The sequence below is a fragment of the Paraglaciecola mesophila KMM 241 genome (assembly GCF_000315015.1).
Taxonomy (GTDB): Bacteria; Pseudomonadota; Gammaproteobacteria; order Enterobacterales; family Alteromonadaceae; genus Paraglaciecola; species Paraglaciecola mesophila.
The window spans coordinates 79,608-96,647 of sequence record NZ_BAEP01000007.1; the positions used below are offsets into that span (position 1 = coordinate 79,608).

The 17,040-nt window shown below is 44.8% G+C and carries 14 protein-coding genes; 11 read left to right on the top strand and 3 right to left on the bottom strand.

The window, feature by feature from the left end; all coding sequences use genetic code 11:
* Nucleotides 1-41: 41 nt before the first annotated feature.
* From GMES_RS02730 to GMES_RS02775, 10 genes are all read left to right on the top strand, one after another.
* A complete protein-coding gene (locus tag GMES_RS02730; protein ID WP_039986356.1) occupies nucleotides 42-1,502 on the top strand; it encodes an SLC5 family protein in 1,461 nt (486 codons plus the stop codon).
* Between the two features lie 32 nt (nucleotides 1,503-1,534).
* Entirely contained in the window at nucleotides 1,535-3,175 is a 1,641-nt protein-coding gene (locus tag GMES_RS02735; RefSeq protein ID WP_006991036.1) for a glycerol-3-phosphate dehydrogenase/oxidase, read from the top strand.
* A gap of 302 nt (nucleotides 3,176-3,477) precedes the next feature.
* Nucleotides 3,478-4,254, top strand: a complete 777-nt coding sequence (locus GMES_RS02740) for a SapC family protein (protein WP_006991037.1) — start codon at nucleotides 3,478-3,480, stop codon at nucleotides 4,252-4,254.
* A 187-nt stretch (nucleotides 4,255-4,441) separates the two neighbouring features.
* Nucleotides 4,442-5,290 carry a glutathione-dependent disulfide-bond oxidoreductase gene (gene yghU / locus GMES_RS02745; protein WP_006991038.1) on the top strand — a complete coding sequence of 283 codons (849 nt, stop codon included), beginning with the start codon at nucleotides 4,442-4,444 and terminating at the stop codon, nucleotides 5,288-5,290.
* Between the two features lie 202 nt (nucleotides 5,291-5,492).
* Entirely contained in the window at nucleotides 5,493-5,990 is a 498-nt protein-coding gene (locus GMES_RS02750; protein WP_006991039.1) for a (2Fe-2S)-binding protein, read from the top strand.
* A 1-nt stretch (nucleotide 5,991) separates the two neighbouring features.
* A complete protein-coding gene (locus GMES_RS02755) occupies nucleotides 5,992-8,280 on the top strand; it encodes a xanthine dehydrogenase family protein molybdopterin-binding subunit (protein ID WP_006991040.1) in 2,289 nt (762 codons plus the stop codon).
* A 237-nt stretch (nucleotides 8,281-8,517) separates the two neighbouring features.
* Nucleotides 8,518-9,465 (top strand): response regulator, encoded by a 948-nt coding sequence (locus GMES_RS02760; protein WP_039986358.1) that lies wholly within the window; start codon nucleotides 8,518-8,520, stop codon nucleotides 9,463-9,465.
* A 170-nt stretch (nucleotides 9,466-9,635) separates the two neighbouring features.
* Nucleotides 9,636-10,352, top strand: coding sequence for a glycosyltransferase family 2 protein (locus GMES_RS02765; RefSeq protein WP_006991042.1), 717 nt, complete (start codon nucleotides 9,636-9,638; stop codon nucleotides 10,350-10,352).
* A gap of 3 nt (nucleotides 10,353-10,355) precedes the next feature.
* Nucleotides 10,356-11,075 (top strand): TVP38/TMEM64 family protein, encoded by a 720-nt coding sequence (locus GMES_RS02770; RefSeq protein WP_006991043.1) that lies wholly within the window; start codon nucleotides 10,356-10,358, stop codon nucleotides 11,073-11,075.
* 24 nt (nucleotides 11,076-11,099) lie between these two features.
* Nucleotides 11,100-12,857, top strand: coding sequence for an ArnT family glycosyltransferase (locus GMES_RS02775; protein WP_006991044.1), 1,758 nt, complete (start codon nucleotides 11,100-11,102; stop codon nucleotides 12,855-12,857).
* On the opposite strand, the gene GMES_RS02780 is transcribed toward GMES_RS02775, so the two are convergent.
* Nucleotides 12,843-13,733 carry an AraC family transcriptional regulator gene (locus tag GMES_RS02780; protein WP_006991045.1) on the bottom strand — a complete coding sequence of 297 codons (891 nt, stop codon included), beginning with the start codon at nucleotides 13,731-13,733 and terminating at the stop codon, nucleotides 12,843-12,845. The genes GMES_RS02775 and GMES_RS02780 overlap by 15 nt on opposite strands.
* Before the next feature lie 189 nt (nucleotides 13,734-13,922).
* Between GMES_RS02780 and GMES_RS02785 the strand changes: the two genes are divergently transcribed.
* Nucleotides 13,923-15,068 (top strand): iron-containing alcohol dehydrogenase, encoded by a 1,146-nt coding sequence (locus tag GMES_RS02785; RefSeq protein WP_006991046.1) that lies wholly within the window; start codon nucleotides 13,923-13,925, stop codon nucleotides 15,066-15,068.
* 202 nt (nucleotides 15,069-15,270) lie between these two features.
* Here the strand turns inward: GMES_RS02785 and GMES_RS02790 are convergent, their stop codons facing one another.
* Together GMES_RS02790 and GMES_RS02795 are read right to left on the bottom strand one after the other, a co-directional pair.
* Complete coding sequence (locus GMES_RS02790) at nucleotides 15,271-16,104, bottom strand: mechanosensitive ion channel family protein (RefSeq protein WP_006991047.1); 834 nt, start codon at nucleotides 16,102-16,104, stop codon at nucleotides 15,271-15,273.
* Between the two features lie 303 nt (nucleotides 16,105-16,407).
* On the bottom strand, nucleotides 16,408-17,001 hold the full coding sequence (locus GMES_RS02795) for a TetR/AcrR family transcriptional regulator (RefSeq protein WP_006991048.1): 594 nt from the start codon (nucleotides 16,999-17,001) through the stop codon (nucleotides 16,408-16,410).
* Nucleotides 17,002-17,040 lie beyond the last annotated feature (39 nt).

Genomic DNA, 17,040 nt, shown 5'->3' on the forward strand with positions numbered 1-17,040 from the left:
CAATCAAAGTGCGCACAGCATGATTGCAGAGGAAATATCAGATGTCAGAAAATATGGTTCAAGCGGCGGTATTCGCACTGGTTACAGGCATTATTGGCTTGCTAACGTATTTAAAGTGCCGTGGACATGGACATAACCAGCAAAGCCAAAACAAAGAGTACTTCTTAGCGGGTGGAGGATTAACGTGGATGTTCGTTGCGGGCTCTATCACGTTAACTAACTTAAGTACCGACCAACTTGTTGGCATGAACGGCAACCAAATGGCTTTGCTTGCATGGTGGGAATTTGCGGCGGTTATTGGTTTGATTATTCTGGCTAAAGTGTTTATTCCAATTTACTACAAATACAATTGTACGACGACCACAGAATTGTTGGAAAAGCGCTATAAAAACAAGCATATACGCGCGGTTATCGGTATGTTGTTTTTCTTGGGTAACGCTTTGATATACATGCCAGCGGTCATTTATTCCGGCTCGTTGTTCATGCAAACCATGTTCAACGTGGACATTCCACTCATGTATATCGCTATTGCTTTTGCTGCGCTTGGTGCGGTGTATGCTATTTTCGGCGGTTTACGCGCGGTGGCGGTATCAGACACTTATTCCGGCGTATTGCTATTGAGCATGGCCGTGTTGGTGGTTTTCTTGTCCCTTGCTGCTATCGACTTCGACTTTACAGGTATTCCTGCTGAGCGCTTGACCTTAGTGGGCGGTCCTGACTCGCCTTTACCTTGGCCAACACTGCTTACTGGCATGATATTTATTCAAATGTATTACTGGGGCACTAATCAAACGATTACCCAGCGTGCTATGGCTGCACCAAATGTAAAAGAAGCGCAAAAAGGTGTGTTCGCAGCAGCCGCAATTCGAATCCTCATCGTTCCTGCAATTATCGTTCTACCTGGTATTGTGTCATTCAAATTGTACGGCGATATTGGTGATGCTGCTTATGGCAGAATTGTAGGAGACGTGATGCCACTGTGGCTAACTGGCGTGTTTGCAGCGGCAATGGCAGCGGCTGTACTTTCAACTTACAACAGTTTATTGAACTCAGCGACGGCTTTATACGTATGTGATATCCATGAGGCATACGTTAACGATAACCCTAACGTAGTGCGCTTAAGCGGTTGGGTAACGGCTATGTTGACAATATTGTCGCTGGTATTGGTACCGATTTATCAGCAAGCCGACAGTATTATTAACTTGTTGCAACAGTTAAATGGTTTATTAAGTATGCCAATATTGTCAATATTCGTGGTGGGACTGGTGTTCAAAGATGTCGATGCAAGAGCGGGCATTGCAGCTGTGATTTTCGGCGTATTGCTATACGGATCATTGACTTTCGATTTCTCGCCTGTGTATACAACGTTGCATTACATCCATCTTATGCCAATCACTTTAGTGTCATGCATCAGCTTCGCATTGTTCATTAATCGTTTTGTATTAGGACAACGAGCAAAATTAGCTTGGGGCAGTAACGACGGCCTCGAAGCAGCAGAATAACGTTTAAACTACATTTAATTATCGGAAGAGACATGAACAACCTGAGAAAGAGTAACATCCGTAAATTGCCGAAAGGGACGTTTGACACATTGATCATTGGCGGCGGCATTAATGGCGCCGTGGCCGCGGCGGCGTTAGCTGCTAAAGGTGTGAAGGTCGCGTTGATTGACAAAGGTGATTTCGCGGGCTTTACCAGTTCTAACTCTTCAAATTTAGCCTGGGGTGGCATTAAATATCTTGAAAGTTACGAATATGGTTTGGTCAACAAGTTATGTAAAAGTCGTAACCATTTAATGCGTAGTTACCCGTCTACGGTAAAAGAAATCCGTTTCTTGACCAGTATTCAAAAAGGGTTTCGTTTTCCGCCTGCCTTCATTTACATGGGTACCTTACTGTATTGGGTAATGGGGCGACTGTTTACTAAAATGCCTAACTACCTGACGGGCGGTAAAATCAAGTCGCTAGAAAACGTGATCAATACTCAGAATGTCACGGGGGGCTTTGAATACTCTGACGCCTATCTGCAAGATAATGATGCGCGTTTTGTTTTCAATTTCATTCGCTCGAGTATGAGTTACGGATGTATCGCGGCAAACTATGTTGAGTCTCTTGGCTCAACCCGCAAAGATGATACGTGGGTAACAAAAGCAAAAGATGGCATCACTGGCGAAGAGTTTGAGATAACGTCTAAGGTCTTGATCAACGCAGCAGGGCCGTTCGTTGACCCGTTAAATGATTTGAATGAAGAGAAAACGGATCATCATCATGTGTTCTCAAAAGGTATTCACTTAATCGTGGATAAAGTAACTGACAGCAACAAGGTACTGACCTTCTTTGCCGATGATGGGCGCTTATTCTTCGTTATTCCAATGGGGCCAAAAACATGTATTGGCACGACCGATACCCAAGTAGAAAACCCTTATGCGCATGTGACAGAGGCGGATCGTCAATTCGTACTCGACAACGTTAATAAGCTTCTTGCGCTTGATAAGCCGTTAACCAAAGACGATGTTATTGCCGAGCGTTGTGGAGTGCGTCCTCTAGCGATTAAAGGCACGGGCGGCAAGGCTGATTGGGTACAACTATCACGCAAACATGCGATTGATCAAAACGCCCAGCATAAATACATGTCTATTTTCGGTGGCAAGCTCACAGATTGTATCAATGTGGGCGATGAAGTCGCAGGTATAGTCAAAGAATTTGGTATCGATTTGCCCTATGCTGATTTTAAATGGTATGGCGAGCCTGATGATACGGTGCGTGATGAGTTCTTCCACCGTGCCAAGCTGATGAACTTTGATGCGTTAACACCTACGACTTCTTCTGAGCCGCTTACGTCGCGCTTTTGGCGTCGTTACGGGCGTAATGCTATCAACATGCTTGAAGCGATTCGTGAGAATCCTAATAAGGCAGAGTTACTGATTGAAAATTCAGAGTATTTACGAGTAGAAATAGAGCATGCTGCCCAGCGTGAAATGGTCACTAAGCTGGAAGATTTTCTGCGCCGTCGTTCTAAAATTTCCTTGGTGGTACGTCAAGAAGATATTCTTGCTGCGCCGGGTTTACGTGAAGCCTGTGAAATATTATTCGGTAATGAAGCGGAGGCTAAATTGCAGGAATATATTACCAGCGTACGTAAAGATGTTAGTCCCGCCGAAGATGTGATAGCTTAAGCTTACTCGAGGCGCCTCATCATCTGTGGCGCCTTGTTTCAGCAAAATAAAGAGCATGTTGGCTGCTTTTATAGCGCCTTTCACAAGTGAATGGACAAATTAGCTATATTTCATTTACATTCGTGACATCACTCAATAAATAAAAGATACTTGCTGTTGTGAAATTAGCATTAGGGACTGCATATATAATGGCCTTGAGCCATTTTTTTGTACCTGTATAGCAGAATTTACCGAATCAGTCGGTTTGCTAATTGGCTACTAAAAGCAACCAGTTTTGAACATTAAAGTAAGAGATATCCTCTATGACAATCAGCTACATCCCTCTTGATAAAGAGAAACATAAAAATTTAAAGATTAACCTTCAGCATGATTTCGGCTACGCAAAAGAAGCCCATATTGCAGCAGCGTCAATCCGTGAATACGCTCAGCTAGCTAGCGTAATGCCGGTTGTCTTTGTAAAAGATCCAAATTCTGAAAACTTCCATTCTGTGGCTATGTTAGGCACTGAAAAAGGCTCGAACCTTTTCGTTCATGAAGGCAAATGGCAAGTACATTGCTTGCCTATGAATATTCAGCGTTACCCGTTTGACGTGCGTCCTGATGGCGAGAAGTTAGGTGTATTCTTTGACGAAAAAAGCGCACTTATCACAGACGACGGTGAGCCTGTTTTTACCCCTGAAGGCGAGCCGAGCCCGTTTTTAGAAAACCGCCAGCAATTGCTTTCTGAGTTAGCAAATAGCGAAATGGCAACACAGCGCTTCATTAAAAAATTGGTTGAGTTAGATTTGCTTGATCCGATCGAATTATTGGTTAACTACACCAATGGCGAGAAACGCAACATCACCGGCATGTTCAGTGTCAGCGAAAAACGTCTACAAGATCTTACTGAAGAGCAAGTGGTTGACTTGCATAAAAGTGGTTTCTTAGGTGCAGCTTACGCGGTACTTATGTCACTTGGCCAACTGAATCGTTTGGTGCATTTGTCAAATAACACTGATAAACCTATTCAGAATCTACAGTTACGTGTTGGCGATGCCATCACTAAAGATCAAGCGGCAGAGCAACCTGCAAACGCTTAGTGCTAATACACTATTTCGAAACCCGCTTCATGCGGGTTTTTTTATGTCTAAAATCAGCCAATAATATAAGTGGTTACATGTTTTTGTCCCTCTTGGTACATAAATGAATTATGCTAACGCTTGGTTTTAAACTGTCAGTCCCAATTACATATTAAGACTTATCAAAACAGCCGAGGAAATTTAAATTATGTCTGACCCTACTTATACCCCTCCGAAAATTTGGTCTTTTGACGCCGAGAATGGCGGGAAATTTGCCAATATTAATCGACCTACTGCAGGCGCTCGTTTTGATAAGACGCTACCCCGAGGTAAGCATCCCTTTCAACTGCATTCGATGGCTACGCCTAACGGCGTAAAAGTCAGTGTTATGTTTGAAGAGTTACTTGAAGCGGGAATTAGTGCGGCTGAATATGATGCCTATCCGATCAATATTGGTGATGGTGACCAATTCGGTAGCGGGTTTGTGGACATCAATCCGAACTCTAAGATCCCTGCGTTAATTGATACCACTACGACTCCTGAGACCAGAATATTCGAGTCTGGCTCTATTCTGGTTTATTTAGCGGAAAAATTCGAGGCGTTTATACCCAAAGACCCAGCGGGACGCACCGAATGTATGAATTGGCTATTTTGGCAGATGGGCAGTGCGCCATTTTTAGGAGGGGGCTTTGGACACTTTTATGCCTACGCCCCAGAAAAATATCAATACCCCATTGACCGCTATGCGATGGAAGTAAAACGTCAACTAGATGTGCTCGATAAGCAACTAGCCAACAATAAATATATTGCGGGTGATGATTACACAATCGCTGATATGGCAATTTGGCCTTGGTATGGTGCGCTTGTGCGTAATGTGGTTTACCAAGCGGCTGAGTTTCTACAAACCCAGGAATATACTCATGTCGTTCGTTGGGCAAACGATATCGCTGCACGTCCAGCGGTTAAGCGCGGATTGATGGTGAATCGCACGTGGGGCGAGCCTGATGAACAAGTGCCTGAGCGCCACTCACCCGCAGATTTTGAAGGAAAGATATAAATTAATTTGGGCGCTAACGGATTTTGGAAAGCCACTCACTAGTGGCTTTTTTACATTTTGAGGGAAATTGCTTAAGACATCAAACCTTGAACTACACTTTAGCTACCCGTTTTATACGTGATCTAAGCGCTTAGATCGACGTAAACAATATAAGCCGGGTAGTAGGACCAACACATTAATATTAATCAAACAGGTATTCATCATGATTGAATTTTCACTGAATGGAAAAAAAATCAAATCTGATGCCGAGGCTGATACGCCTTTGCTTTGGGTTATACGAGACGAGTTCGGCTTAAAAGGCACCAAGTTTGGTTGCGGGATCGCGATGTGCGGAGCATGCACTGTACATTTTAATGGTTCACCCGTTCGTTCTTGCTCACTGCCCATTAGTGCAATTGCTAATGCTGAAATACGTACCATCGAAGGCTTGGAAAACCAGCACCCACTGCAAAAAGCGTGGGTAGAGCATCAAGTGCCTCAGTGTGGTTACTGTCAATCTGGGCAAATAATGCAAGCAGCGGGTTTACTCGCGACTAATGCTGACCCCAGTGAAGAAGAAATAGAGGCTTATATGAGTGGTAATTTATGCCGTTGCATGACCTACGCCCGCATCAAAGAAGCCATCCAAGACGTTGCGGCACAATCAGATTCCGTGGTGCAGATATACAACCCTAAACGTGAAGTGCAGGGAGTAAGCTAACATGACCCGATTACGTAAAGATAAGGTTGAGCATAGCCGTCGTAGCTTTTTGATTGGCTCAGTCGGCAGCGGCTTACTAATGGCCTTTGCACCCAGTATCAATGCCCTTGAAGTTGTCACTGGGGGAGCTTCGAAGCAATTAGCAGCGAAATCATTTAATCCTACAGTGTGGTTTGAAATAAACACTGACGGCCAAATTCTGGTGAATATTGCCAGGGCTGAAATGGGCCAACATGTAGGCACAGCAATAGCGCGTATCGTCGCTGATGAGCTAGGGGCAGATTGGAACAATGTTGAAATTAAGCATGTGGATACGGATCCCAAATGGGGATACATGGTCACAGGGGGCTCTTGGTCGGTATTTCAAACTTATGTTCCCATGTCTCAAGCAGGTGCAGCAGGGCGCACAGTCCTCATCGAAGCGGGGGCAAGATTATTAGGTGTTAAACCGCAAGACTGTACAACCAAAAATAGTCAAATCGTGGCGGGTGACAAGTCAATAAGCTTCGCAGACGTAGTCAAAAATGGCAATATTGAGCGTACTTTTAGTGCTGATGAGCTTGCAGAATTTCAGCCTAAGAGCCCTGCTAGCCGTCAGTTAATTGCGAAATCCAGCCAGGCACTGGATATCCCAGCGAAAACCAATGGCACAGCACAATACGGTATCGATATTGAGCTTGAAGGCATGGTTTACGCGCGTCCGGTCATTCCACCGACCCGTCACGGCAGTAAGGTAAAGAGTGTTGATGACAGTTTGGCTAAATCGGTAAAAGGATATCAAGGATATGAAATACTCCAAGACCCAAGCGATACGGTTCAGGGCTGGGTGACAGTACTAGCAGATACCTATTTCGGTGCTGTTAAAGCGGGCAATGCGATTAAAATTGAATATGATCTCGGAGAGACTGCGAACGTCAATGAGCAGGACATCATCAGCCAAGGTGAAACATTGGCTAGAGACAAAACCTCAGGCACGCTGGTGGTTGATAAAGGGGACATTGCTAGCGCCGCAAAAAATGCGAAAACATCCCTTGAGTCAGTATATAAAACGTCCTCTGTGCTGCATTTCACTATGGAGCCGGTCAACGCCGCCGTAGAGTTTAAAGACGGTATTTGCCATGTGCATTGTGGTAACCAATGGCAATCGCTATTTTTACCCGTTGTCGCCAAAGCTGTTGGTATGAGTGATGACAAAGTTATTATTCATCAATATTACCTTGGTGGTGGATTTGGTCGTCGCCTTGCTGGGGACTATATGGTTCCGGCAGCGCTTACCGCAAAAGCGCTTGGTAAACCAGTTAAGTTGGTTTTCACCCGTGAAGACGATACACGTTTTGACTGCGTGCGTTCACCGTCTGTGCAACAAATGAATGCTTACTGGGATGCCGACGACAAACTGCTAGGGATTGAGCACGGCGCAGCCGCCGGCTGGCCTACGCTTGCCATGGCGCCTGGGTTTATGCCTGAAGGCGTGGATAAAAAAGGTAAATTTGACCCATTTTCAATTGCAGGTGCTGATCACTGGTATACCCTGCAAAATCACCGCGTGCGAGCGATCAATAATCCGTTGGCACAGAAAACCTTTGTGCCAGGCTGGCTGCGCGCGGTAGGCCCTGGCTGGACAGGTTGGGCGGTAGAGTCATTCATGGACGAATTAGCTCATAAGCAAAATGAGGATCCCATCGATTTTCGCTTATCTATGCTGGACGCCAGCGGCAAAAATGCCGGAGAAGCACCTGTATCTGTTGGTGGAGCAAAGCGTTTAGCCAAAGTATTAACAGATATTCGTAGCAAGGCGAATTGGGGGCAGACCTTGCCTAAAAATCAAGGAATGGGGATTGCAATATCCTCAGGGCAAGAGCGTGATATGCCTACGTGGGGAGCGTGTGTTGCTCATGTAGAGGTTGATGTCGAATCAGGTACAGTCAAAGTGCATAAATTAACTGGCATACTTGATTGCGGCACAGTTGTTCACCCTGATGGGGCATTGGCACAGACCCAAGGCTCTATGTTGTGGGGATTGAGCTTAGCGCTGTTCGAAGGTACCGCTTTTGAAAACGGCCAAGTGAAAGACACTAACCTCAATACCTATTCACCGCTTAGAATGAATAACCTACCTGAACTGGATATTAGTTTCGTGCAGAACACCGAGTTTCCAACGGGCTTAGGTGAACCTGGGCTAATTGCCGTTGCACCAGCGATTGCAAATGCGATATTTAATGCTGTGGGTGCTCGGGTGAGAGATTTGCCCATACGCCCTGAAGCGGTGTTAGCTGCGATGCCAAGCTAAGTTACATCTCTTTAAACCTAAATATGGCGTGCATCAGCCGGTGCGCGCCGTTTTAACTCTCCCTACAAAATACACCGTCAGTCTGATAGACGGCCCCCACCCTGCTTTGTCTCAAAAACATCCCTTCGCCTTGGCTTAACAATAACCTTTCAAGCATTTAACATTCTTGCAAAATCACCCCAGCTTTAGTAGTTTGCTGTGCACTCAATCAAAAATAACAATAATAAGAGAAGTTCTATGTCAGTTGACACTATCTATAAAGTAATCCTTTATCCTTTCATTAATGAATCTCTCGCTAGCCTAAAGGCTATGACCAACCTGACAGGGACTGCAGGCGAAGCTTTCATGGATAGCGTAGAAGATTTTCGTTTCAAGGGATACGCCGTCTGTTCTGAGGTAACGGGGAACTTAGACGGGGTGATCATGATGCATCATTATCCTGAAACGGCTATCTCTATTGGAAACTCGGTTTGCCAGAGTATGTTCGACGAGAAATATGACCATCAAGAAATGACCGATGATCTTCGTAACGCTTTGGCTGAATGGGGGAATACCATAGTCGGCCGTTCTACAGATTTACATAGCCGTTATAGCTTAGAGTATGGATTTTCCAGCCCTTATTTTGTTGAAGACTTAAGTCAGATGGACAAGTACCTTGAAGGTGTCGAACAAGTGGTTACCGTACCTATTTCTATTGAGGGAGTGGGGCGCTACTATTTTAATTTGTTGGTACGAAGTGTCGATTATCGCGAGGGCGGTATTAAACGTGAAGAAAGTGTCGGAATTGAAAACCCCCATAATGTTGACTTAGCGAAAGACAGTCGCATTTTGCTGGTGGACGACAGCGCCATGATCCGAAAAGCGCTTTCACGCTTCTTAAATAAGTTGGGCTACACCAATGTCGTCGAGGCAGATGATGGTAAGGGGGCGGTTGAAATGGTAAAAAGTAATCCACCCGACTTCATTTTCATGGATGTAGTGATGGATAAACTCAATGGGGATAAAGCCTTAGCTGAAATCCGCCGCTTGGGTTCAGATGTGCCAATCGTGATGCTTTCCTCTGTTACCGATCAATTATTAGTGAAATCATGCCAAGCTCTAGGTATTTCAGGTTTTATTTTCAAACCTATTCATGCCAACAATGGTAGCGAAACAATCCAGCGTTATTTAAAAGTGGCTGCTTAATATTTTCGTGGTTTCTAATCATAAGCATTTCATGACGTTAATAATTCCTTAAGAATTAATCAATACACTGAGTTATTGATTAATTTGGGCATGCCCGAACTGCCATCGGTGAGATAACGTTTGATCTGACGCTATCTCTACCTTTGGCAGCTTATATTTGGTAGTGTGAAATGGAGTTGTCTGTTGTTATTCCTGCAAAAAATGAGGCGCAAAATGTTGCGCCACTTATCCATGAAATTATCGATGTTCTAAACGGTGTAGCTGAATTCGAAATTGTCTATGTAGATGATGGAAGTGACGATCGCACGATAAATGAATTGTATAAAATCATTGATGCAGGTTTTGACTGTATTCAACCTGTTAGACACAAAGTCAGTGTGGGACAAAGTACAGCCATTATGAGTGGGGTAAAAGCCGCCAGCGGTGAACTCATCGTGACCATGGATGCAGATGGCCAGAATGACCCTGCGGACATTCCAAAGTTGCTAAGCGCTGCACGTGGTCTTGTTCAAGGCTCTGATTATTGTGTGGCGGGATATCGCCGCAGACGCAAAGACACTCCATGGAAGCGTTTCCAATCTAAAGTAGCTAATGGTGTGCGTGCTCGCCTATTAGGGGATGGCACGCCTGATACCGGCTGCGGCTTAAAAATCATACCCAAGCACACCTTTATGAAACTACCTTACTTTGATCATATGCACCGTTATATTCCTGCCTTGGTGAAACGCATACATGGACAAGTGATTGTGATTGAAGTGAATCATAGAGACCGTCAAGCAGGTGAATCGAAGTACAATATGCTGGGTCGCCTTCGCGTTGGGGTAGTCGATATCTTTGGTGTATTGTGGCTGCAACGTAGGGTCAAAGTAGCGGAATATTTGGATTAATAAATGTACCAAAAAATATGCTCACTGTTTGCCTCAAAAGGGCTTCAAAAGGGATTACTCTTTCTATTAGTTTGCGCAATTTTGGGAAGCCTAATCAGCACCTTGCCTCTGTTCGATACCTTTAATCGACAATGGGTTGACTCAACCATTCGTAACAATGGTGTATTAGGTGTGGGATATTTCATGATGTTCAGCGCTGGTGCAATGGCGATTGGTTGCCCCCGTCAAGTGATGGCTTTTTTAGGCGGCTACGCCTTTGGCTTTATGCAAGGCACATTGCTATCCGTCGCGGGCGCATTAATCGGCTGTATACTGTGTTTTTTTATTTCTCGCTTTTTATTTAGACCGTTTATTAAACGCCGTTATGCTCAGCGGATTTTACGCGTAAACGATTTCTTAAAAGATAAACCAATGACCAAAACCATCGTCATTAGGCTGTTGCCCGCGGGCAATAATCTATTAACGAATATACTCGCTGGTGTGACTGACGTAAAAGCGCGTCACTTTCTAACCGGCTCGGCAATAGGTTATATTCCACAAATGGCTATTTTCGCCTTGATGGGCAAAGGCATAGTGGTGTTGTCTATTTGGAAAATCGGCTTGAGCGTGCTGCTGTTTTGCATATCAACTGCGTTAAGTGTGCGTTTGTATAAGCAATACAAGCACTCAAAACTTATTCAATCAACAGCGGCTTCAGCGGTCAGTGAATCGGTTCGTGCTTAAGCTATTTGCTGAGATATTCACCGTATGATAAGTGCTTTCCCTAGGCTTTTTAGCTGGCACAATTTCACTTCAGGTCAGGACCATATTTTTAATCTTATCTGGTTACTGACCATTTCCTGCTCTTTGATCCTAGTCGGCTTGGGTTTGCGAGACCCTTGGCCCGCAGATGAGCCGCGCTTTGCGTTAATAGCAAAAGAAATGGTCGACTCAGGTCAGTGGTTTTTCCCTATGCGTGGCGGTGAGCTTTACCCAGACAAACCACCGATATTCATGTGGTGTATCGCCCTATTTTACGCGCTGTTAGGCTCTGTGAAAATGGCTTTCCTGATACCCAGTGCGATTGCTGGGATAGTGACGGTTCTACTGACCTACGATATTGGTCGTAGGCTGTGGTCTGAGCAAATTGGTTGGTATGCAGGTTTGTTGTTGCTTGCTACGTTGCAATTCACCCTACAAGCGAAAACGGCTCAAATTGACGCTTTGGTTTGCTGTTTTATTACCATGGGGTGTTATGGCTTATTACGTTTCTTGCTGCTTTACGGTAGCTGGTTTTGGTATTTTCTAGCGTGGTTCTTTATGGGCTTGGGGATTGTCACTAAAGGGGTCGGGTTTCTACCACTACTCATGCTTATACCATTTACCGCGCTTCGGTTTAGTCAGCAAACATATATATTAGGCACCATACGGGGGTGGAGTTGGCATTGGCTGCTAGGGCCTGTGGTGATGCTAGGGGCCATTGCCCTATGGTTTTTACCCATGCTTTATTGGGTAGATGTTCAGCATAACCCGCTTTTCGATGCGTATCGAGACAATATTCTATTCAAGCAAACGGTTACCCGCTACGCGGATTCTTGGCACCACTTAAAGCCATTCTGGTATTACCTAACCAATGTCATCCCAGTTTTTTGGTTGCCTCTATGCCTCTTTATTCCATGGCTTATCACACCTTGGGTGAGGGCGATAAAAGGGGGTGACTGGCGCATTGCTTTGATACTGGGTTGGGTCGTATTGTTATTGATTTTTTTCAGTATAAGCCCAGGTAAACGTGGCGTATACATCTTGCCTGCATTGCCTATGCTCGCGATAATCACCGCGCCATATTTACCACAGATTATGCGCAGTAAAATACTAAATGGCCTTGTTTATTCGGTTGTATTGCTACTGTCACTGGCGCTGTTTACGTTTGGTTTTGCAGGACTTTTTGATGCAACGTTTACCAGCGAGTTAAGCATTAAATATGGCATTGAGCCTTGGTTTTTTTTGCTCACCATGGGCATAGTAGGTTTGCTGGTATGCGCTGTTCTGCTAATTGTAAGAAAGTATCGGCTGAGTTTATCGTGCAGTTGGTTGCTGTTTATACCTGTGCTGTGGGTTGGGTATTCCACATGGGGATATACGCTCTTGAATGACGTTAAAACGCCCAAAAATGTCTTTGCGGAAATGGAATCATTCGTACCTAAAGGCAGACTTCTGGCGTTAGTGAATTTCTCCGAGCAGTTTATTCTTTTTTCACCCTATAAAGTGACTCATTTTGGCTATCACACGCCAACTGAACTTCAGATGCAGGCAGCTTGGCGCTGGCAAAAATCTCATCCAAATGGGCTCATTTTGCTTGATGCTCAGACACCCACTGATTGTTTTGATATGGCGCAGGGGTACCCTGTTGGCTTAGCCCACCGAGTAAATTGGCTGTTACTTGATAGTTCTGCTAGGCAAGCGGCGTGTCCAGAGCCGAGCATTAGGGTCACTGAATATCATACAGCTGCATTAGGCACTCATTGATACTTCACTTGGTGACTGATTAAAATGGCGTTTGAATTCGCGGCTAAATTGAGACGCGCTGGTGTAACCCACTTGAAATGCCGCTTCGCTAGCGCGACTGCCATTGGCTGTGATCAGATCCTTTGCTTTGACTAGACGCACTTTCTTTAAATATTGCAAAGGTGATTCAAACGTGACTTGCTTAAACGCCCGATGAAAGGCCGATACACTCATGTTGACTTCATCAGCTAAGGTTTCTACCGTTATAGGACTGGCGTAATTAGCGTGTAACGACGCTAGCGCCCTTGCTACTCTTGCGTAGTGGCCATCATGCTGAGCCAAACCAAATAGGGTTTTTCCTTGGGAGCCACATAACACTCTGTATACCAATTCCTTGATCACATCCGCTCCAAAAATATCAGTTTCAACAGGATTTGACAGTATCACCAGTAAGCGCTGAATAATGTTCTCTAAGGGTGCGTCTACTTTAGCCGCTTGTGCGCAACTTATTTGGCTACATGGCTCGCTTTGAGTATATCGCTGGTGCTGCTGCATATGATTAACAAGTTGATGCAATAATGCGGGCTTAACATCTATGGATAACCCCATGATAGGCAAGCCATTGTCCACAAAGGCCTCACATTCCAGTGGCATTGGCACCCCGAGTACTAGGTAGTCCCCCGCACCATATTGAATGTGGTGATCAGGAAAGTGGATCACCTTTCTACCTTGCACCACTATAATAATGCCAGACTGATAAACCAGTGGCTGCCTCGGACTCCCCTTACTCGCGCGAAAGAAACGCACCCCAGGCAATGCTGTTTCAACGTGCCCTTCAAGGTTGAGTAATCCGGCTTTATCTGCGAAAAGGTGGATCCCATCGACCAAAGTGCTCATATTTTTTCTCTTTAAACTAGCCTAAGGGTTTAAATTATAGTGTTTGATAGCTTTAGGCAAGCTTTTGGCGTTATTTACGCTTTTTTACTGGTATGTGTGTCTATATTATACATTAACTAACCGGTGAGAGAGTCATCAGAGCAGGCTGAGAGCGTTAGCGAAATTGATTACAAATATGAGGAAAATACGATGAAATTTAGTTATGTAAACCCAACACAAATTCAATTTGGCCAAGGGCAAATTGCGTCTTTGGGTGCACTTATCCCTAAAGCGCAAAAAGTGCTGGTGGTTTATGGTGGGGGTTCAATTAAAACCAACGGCGTTTACGATCAGGTCGTTGCAGCTCTTGGGGATCACGACTGGCTAGAGTTTTCAGGCGTGGGTGCTAACCCGACAATTGAAGTGCTTGATAAAGCCGTTGCAATCGCTAAAGAGCAGAAAGTTGATTTCGTACTCGGTGTAGGTGGTGGCTCTGTTATCGACGGTGTTAAATACATCGCAGCGGCTGCAATTTATGACGGCGAAGGTTGGGATATTCTTCAAGGTAAGCATAAAGTCACCGCAGCGTTACCCTTAGGTGCAGTGCTAACTTTGCCTGCTACTGGGTCAGAGTCAAACTCAGGCTCGGTTGTCAGTAAAGCAGCCACCCAGGAAAAGCTTGCGTTTATGGCGCCTGCAGTTCAACCAAAATTCGCGGTGATGGACCCAGACGTAATGAAAACTTTACCTCAGCGCCAGTTAGTTAACGGTTTAGTTGATGCTTGGGTTCATACTTGTGAGCAATACCTGACCTTCAATGCTGGAGCGCTGGTACAAGATGGCTACGCTGAAGCATTGCTTAAAGCCCTGAAAACCTTGGGTGATAATTTTGATAAGCAAGACGATGCATGGCGTGCCAATTTAATGTGGTCAGCTAATCAAGCATTGAACGGTTTAATTGGCTCTGGCGTCGCTCAAGATTGGGCCACTCACATGATTGGACATGAGTTGACCGCTTTGTATGGTGTGGATCACGCACGTTCATTGGCCATTGTTCAGCCATCCTTATTGCGTAACCAATTGGTAGCGAAAAAAGCGAAATTAGAGCAAATGGGCAGAAATGTGTTCGGCTTAAGCGAATCAGAAGATTTAGCTGAGCGTACCATTTCAGCTATCGAAGCCTTCTATCATAGCTTGAAAGTGGCTACTCAATTGACCGAGCACGGTGGTGACAAAGCACAGGCAGTAGATGCTGTGGTGTCACAACTTGAAGCTCACGGCATGAAAGCGTTAGGTGAAAACCAAGCAATTACGCTGACTGAAAGCCGCGCAATACTGGAACAAGCTGTGGCCTAGTTTTCGATTAGTAACATCAGTTTCAATGTTATTTTCAATATCGCCTTCAAAATAGTTTTGTGTGTTGTCGCTGCGCCTTATTTCTAGGGCGTTAGCGGCCTTTTTATGCGGCGAAACAAAAAGGGTTACACAAATGTGTAACCTTTTTTTAGGTACTTTTTTTGTTCAGCACTCAATTTAACTCTTTGTTTAATAATGCCTGTTAGCTGTTTTCTTGAATGATATGAACATCTCGTTGAGGGAATGGAATGGTTAAGCCCACCTCTTCTACAGCAGTTTTAAGCATCGGGCGTATATCAAAAAACAGTGACCAGTAGTCATCCGTTTTAACGAATGCACGCACTAAGAAATCAACCGAACTTGATCCTAAGTCAACCACAGCGACCACATTGCCTTCTTCTTTGAGAACGCGGGGGTCATTCATGATGGCTTGTTCCATCGCTTCTTTACCTTTGGCGATATCATCTGAATAAGAGATACCGATAGATATTTCCACGGCTCTTACGCTGCTTGCGGTGTAATTAGTAATATTGCCATTAGCTAAAGGACCATTTGGCACAATGATAATGCGCTTATCAAACGTTTCAAATGTGGTGACAAAAATGCCTATATCTAAAATAACCCCTTCTACGTCTTGTGCACCAACATAATCCGCTACTTTAAATGGACGGAAGATAAGGATCATCACGCCCCCTGCGAAGTTAGAGAGGCTGCCTTGCAACGCAAAGCCAACAGCTAAACCTGCGGCGCCCAATATAGCCACAAATGAAGTGGTTTCGATACCCACCATTGATGCCACGCTAATGACAAGAAGTACTTTGAGAACGACCTCAAAAATATTAGTTAAGAATTGGGCAAGTGTTTCATCTGGTAGCCCTTTAACTGCGTGGCGCCTAACGGCATTACTGACTTTACCTATTATCCACAGGCCAACCACTAAGACAACAATGGCTAATATAAGTTGGCCGCCGTACTCGGTGCCAAGCGTGATCGCTTTATCGTAGAAAGTTTGCAACTGTTTTTCGAACGAGTCCATGGTACATCCCTTGTTATCTATTTTCAGCGAACGACAACTTGTGTTCGCATTGTATTTTGCAGCGCACTTTGCGCACTACTCTTTTCGCCGATAGTAATCATTACTATTTTGGCCAGAGTAAAACTTTACGAAGGATGCGCCGTAAGTGCTATTAGACAATAGTGGACTGTAGCAGTGTAAAGTAGGGTGAAAATGACGTTAAGGCACAAAAAAATAAAGACAAAGTGAGAGAAGATAGCGCTAAACGAACGCAAATCCTTGCACTGAGCTTGAGTCACTCAGTGCCTAAGGTAAAGTACAATGTCAGTGTATCGGGTGGGTGAGCTGCTGAAAAAGCTGCTCAATTTGCTGCTCCACAACTTGGGTGTCTCTTGTTGCTTTGAGATAAGAACGCCAACCGATAATGCTTATCTGCAGTGTTTTGGCTGCCGCGACGACATCGGTGCCTGCTGGCAAGTTACCTTGCTCTTTTGCCTTGGTAAATACATCTGCAAACCTGGCCTCGACTTGATTGAGTAGAGTACGTACCAAACTCAGTATTTCACTATGGCTTTCATCGAGCTCTGCCAGTGTTTTAGCCAGCATGCACATTTCGCTAGGTCTAGTGTTATTGGGGCATAACACCAGGTCGTGGAGCAGTTGCTGGAACGCTTGTAGAGCGTTAGCATTGTTCATCACTTGCGTGTTCAGTTGTTCTGTTAGTGCTTGCGCGTAATGGTTGAGTACTGTAGCGAATAAATCGGCTTTGCTACCAAATGCTGCATAAATACTACCGGGCCGCATATCAAGCGCACTTTGTAATTCACGAGTCGAGGTGCCTATATAGCCCCTCTCCCAGAATAACTGAGTGGCTTTTTCAAGCACGTCTGCCCGATCGAATTTTGAAACATTAGCCATGCTTGCCTCCCGTTCTGGTTTGCCTTTTATACCAACTAA

Coding starts and splice junctions, on each gene's coding strand:
- GMES_RS02740 (WP_006991037.1), top strand. CDS start 3,478: ATGACAATCAGCTACATCCCTCTTGATAAAGAGAAACATAAAAATTTA.
- GMES_RS02790 (WP_006991047.1), bottom strand. CDS start 16,104: ATGGACTCGTTCGAAAAACAGTTGCAAACTTTCTACGATAAAGCGATC.
- GMES_RS02775 (WP_006991044.1), top strand. CDS start 11,100: ATGATAAGTGCTTTCCCTAGGCTTTTTAGCTGGCACAATTTCACTTCA.
- GMES_RS02795 (WP_006991048.1), bottom strand. CDS start 17,001: ATGGCTAATGTTTCAAAATTCGATCGGGCAGACGTGCTTGAAAAAGCC.
- GMES_RS02770 (WP_006991043.1), top strand. CDS start 10,356: ATGTACCAAAAAATATGCTCACTGTTTGCCTCAAAAGGGCTTCAAAAG.
- GMES_RS02760 (WP_039986358.1), top strand. CDS start 8,518: ATGTCAGTTGACACTATCTATAAAGTAATCCTTTATCCTTTCATTAAT.
- GMES_RS02750 (WP_006991039.1), top strand. CDS start 5,493: ATGATTGAATTTTCACTGAATGGAAAAAAAATCAAATCTGATGCCGAG.
- GMES_RS02730 (WP_039986356.1), top strand. CDS start 42: ATGTCAGAAAATATGGTTCAAGCGGCGGTATTCGCACTGGTTACAGGC.
- GMES_RS02755 (WP_006991040.1), top strand. CDS start 5,992: ATGACCCGATTACGTAAAGATAAGGTTGAGCATAGCCGTCGTAGCTTT.
- GMES_RS02735 (WP_006991036.1), top strand. CDS start 1,535: ATGAACAACCTGAGAAAGAGTAACATCCGTAAATTGCCGAAAGGGACG.
- GMES_RS02785 (WP_006991046.1), top strand. CDS start 13,923: ATGAAATTTAGTTATGTAAACCCAACACAAATTCAATTTGGCCAAGGG.
- GMES_RS02765 (WP_006991042.1), top strand. CDS start 9,636: ATGGAGTTGTCTGTTGTTATTCCTGCAAAAAATGAGGCGCAAAATGTT.
- GMES_RS02780 (WP_006991045.1), bottom strand. CDS start 13,733: ATGAGCACTTTGGTCGATGGGATCCACCTTTTCGCAGATAAAGCCGGA.
- yghU (WP_006991038.1), top strand. CDS start 4,442: ATGTCTGACCCTACTTATACCCCTCCGAAAATTTGGTCTTTTGACGCC.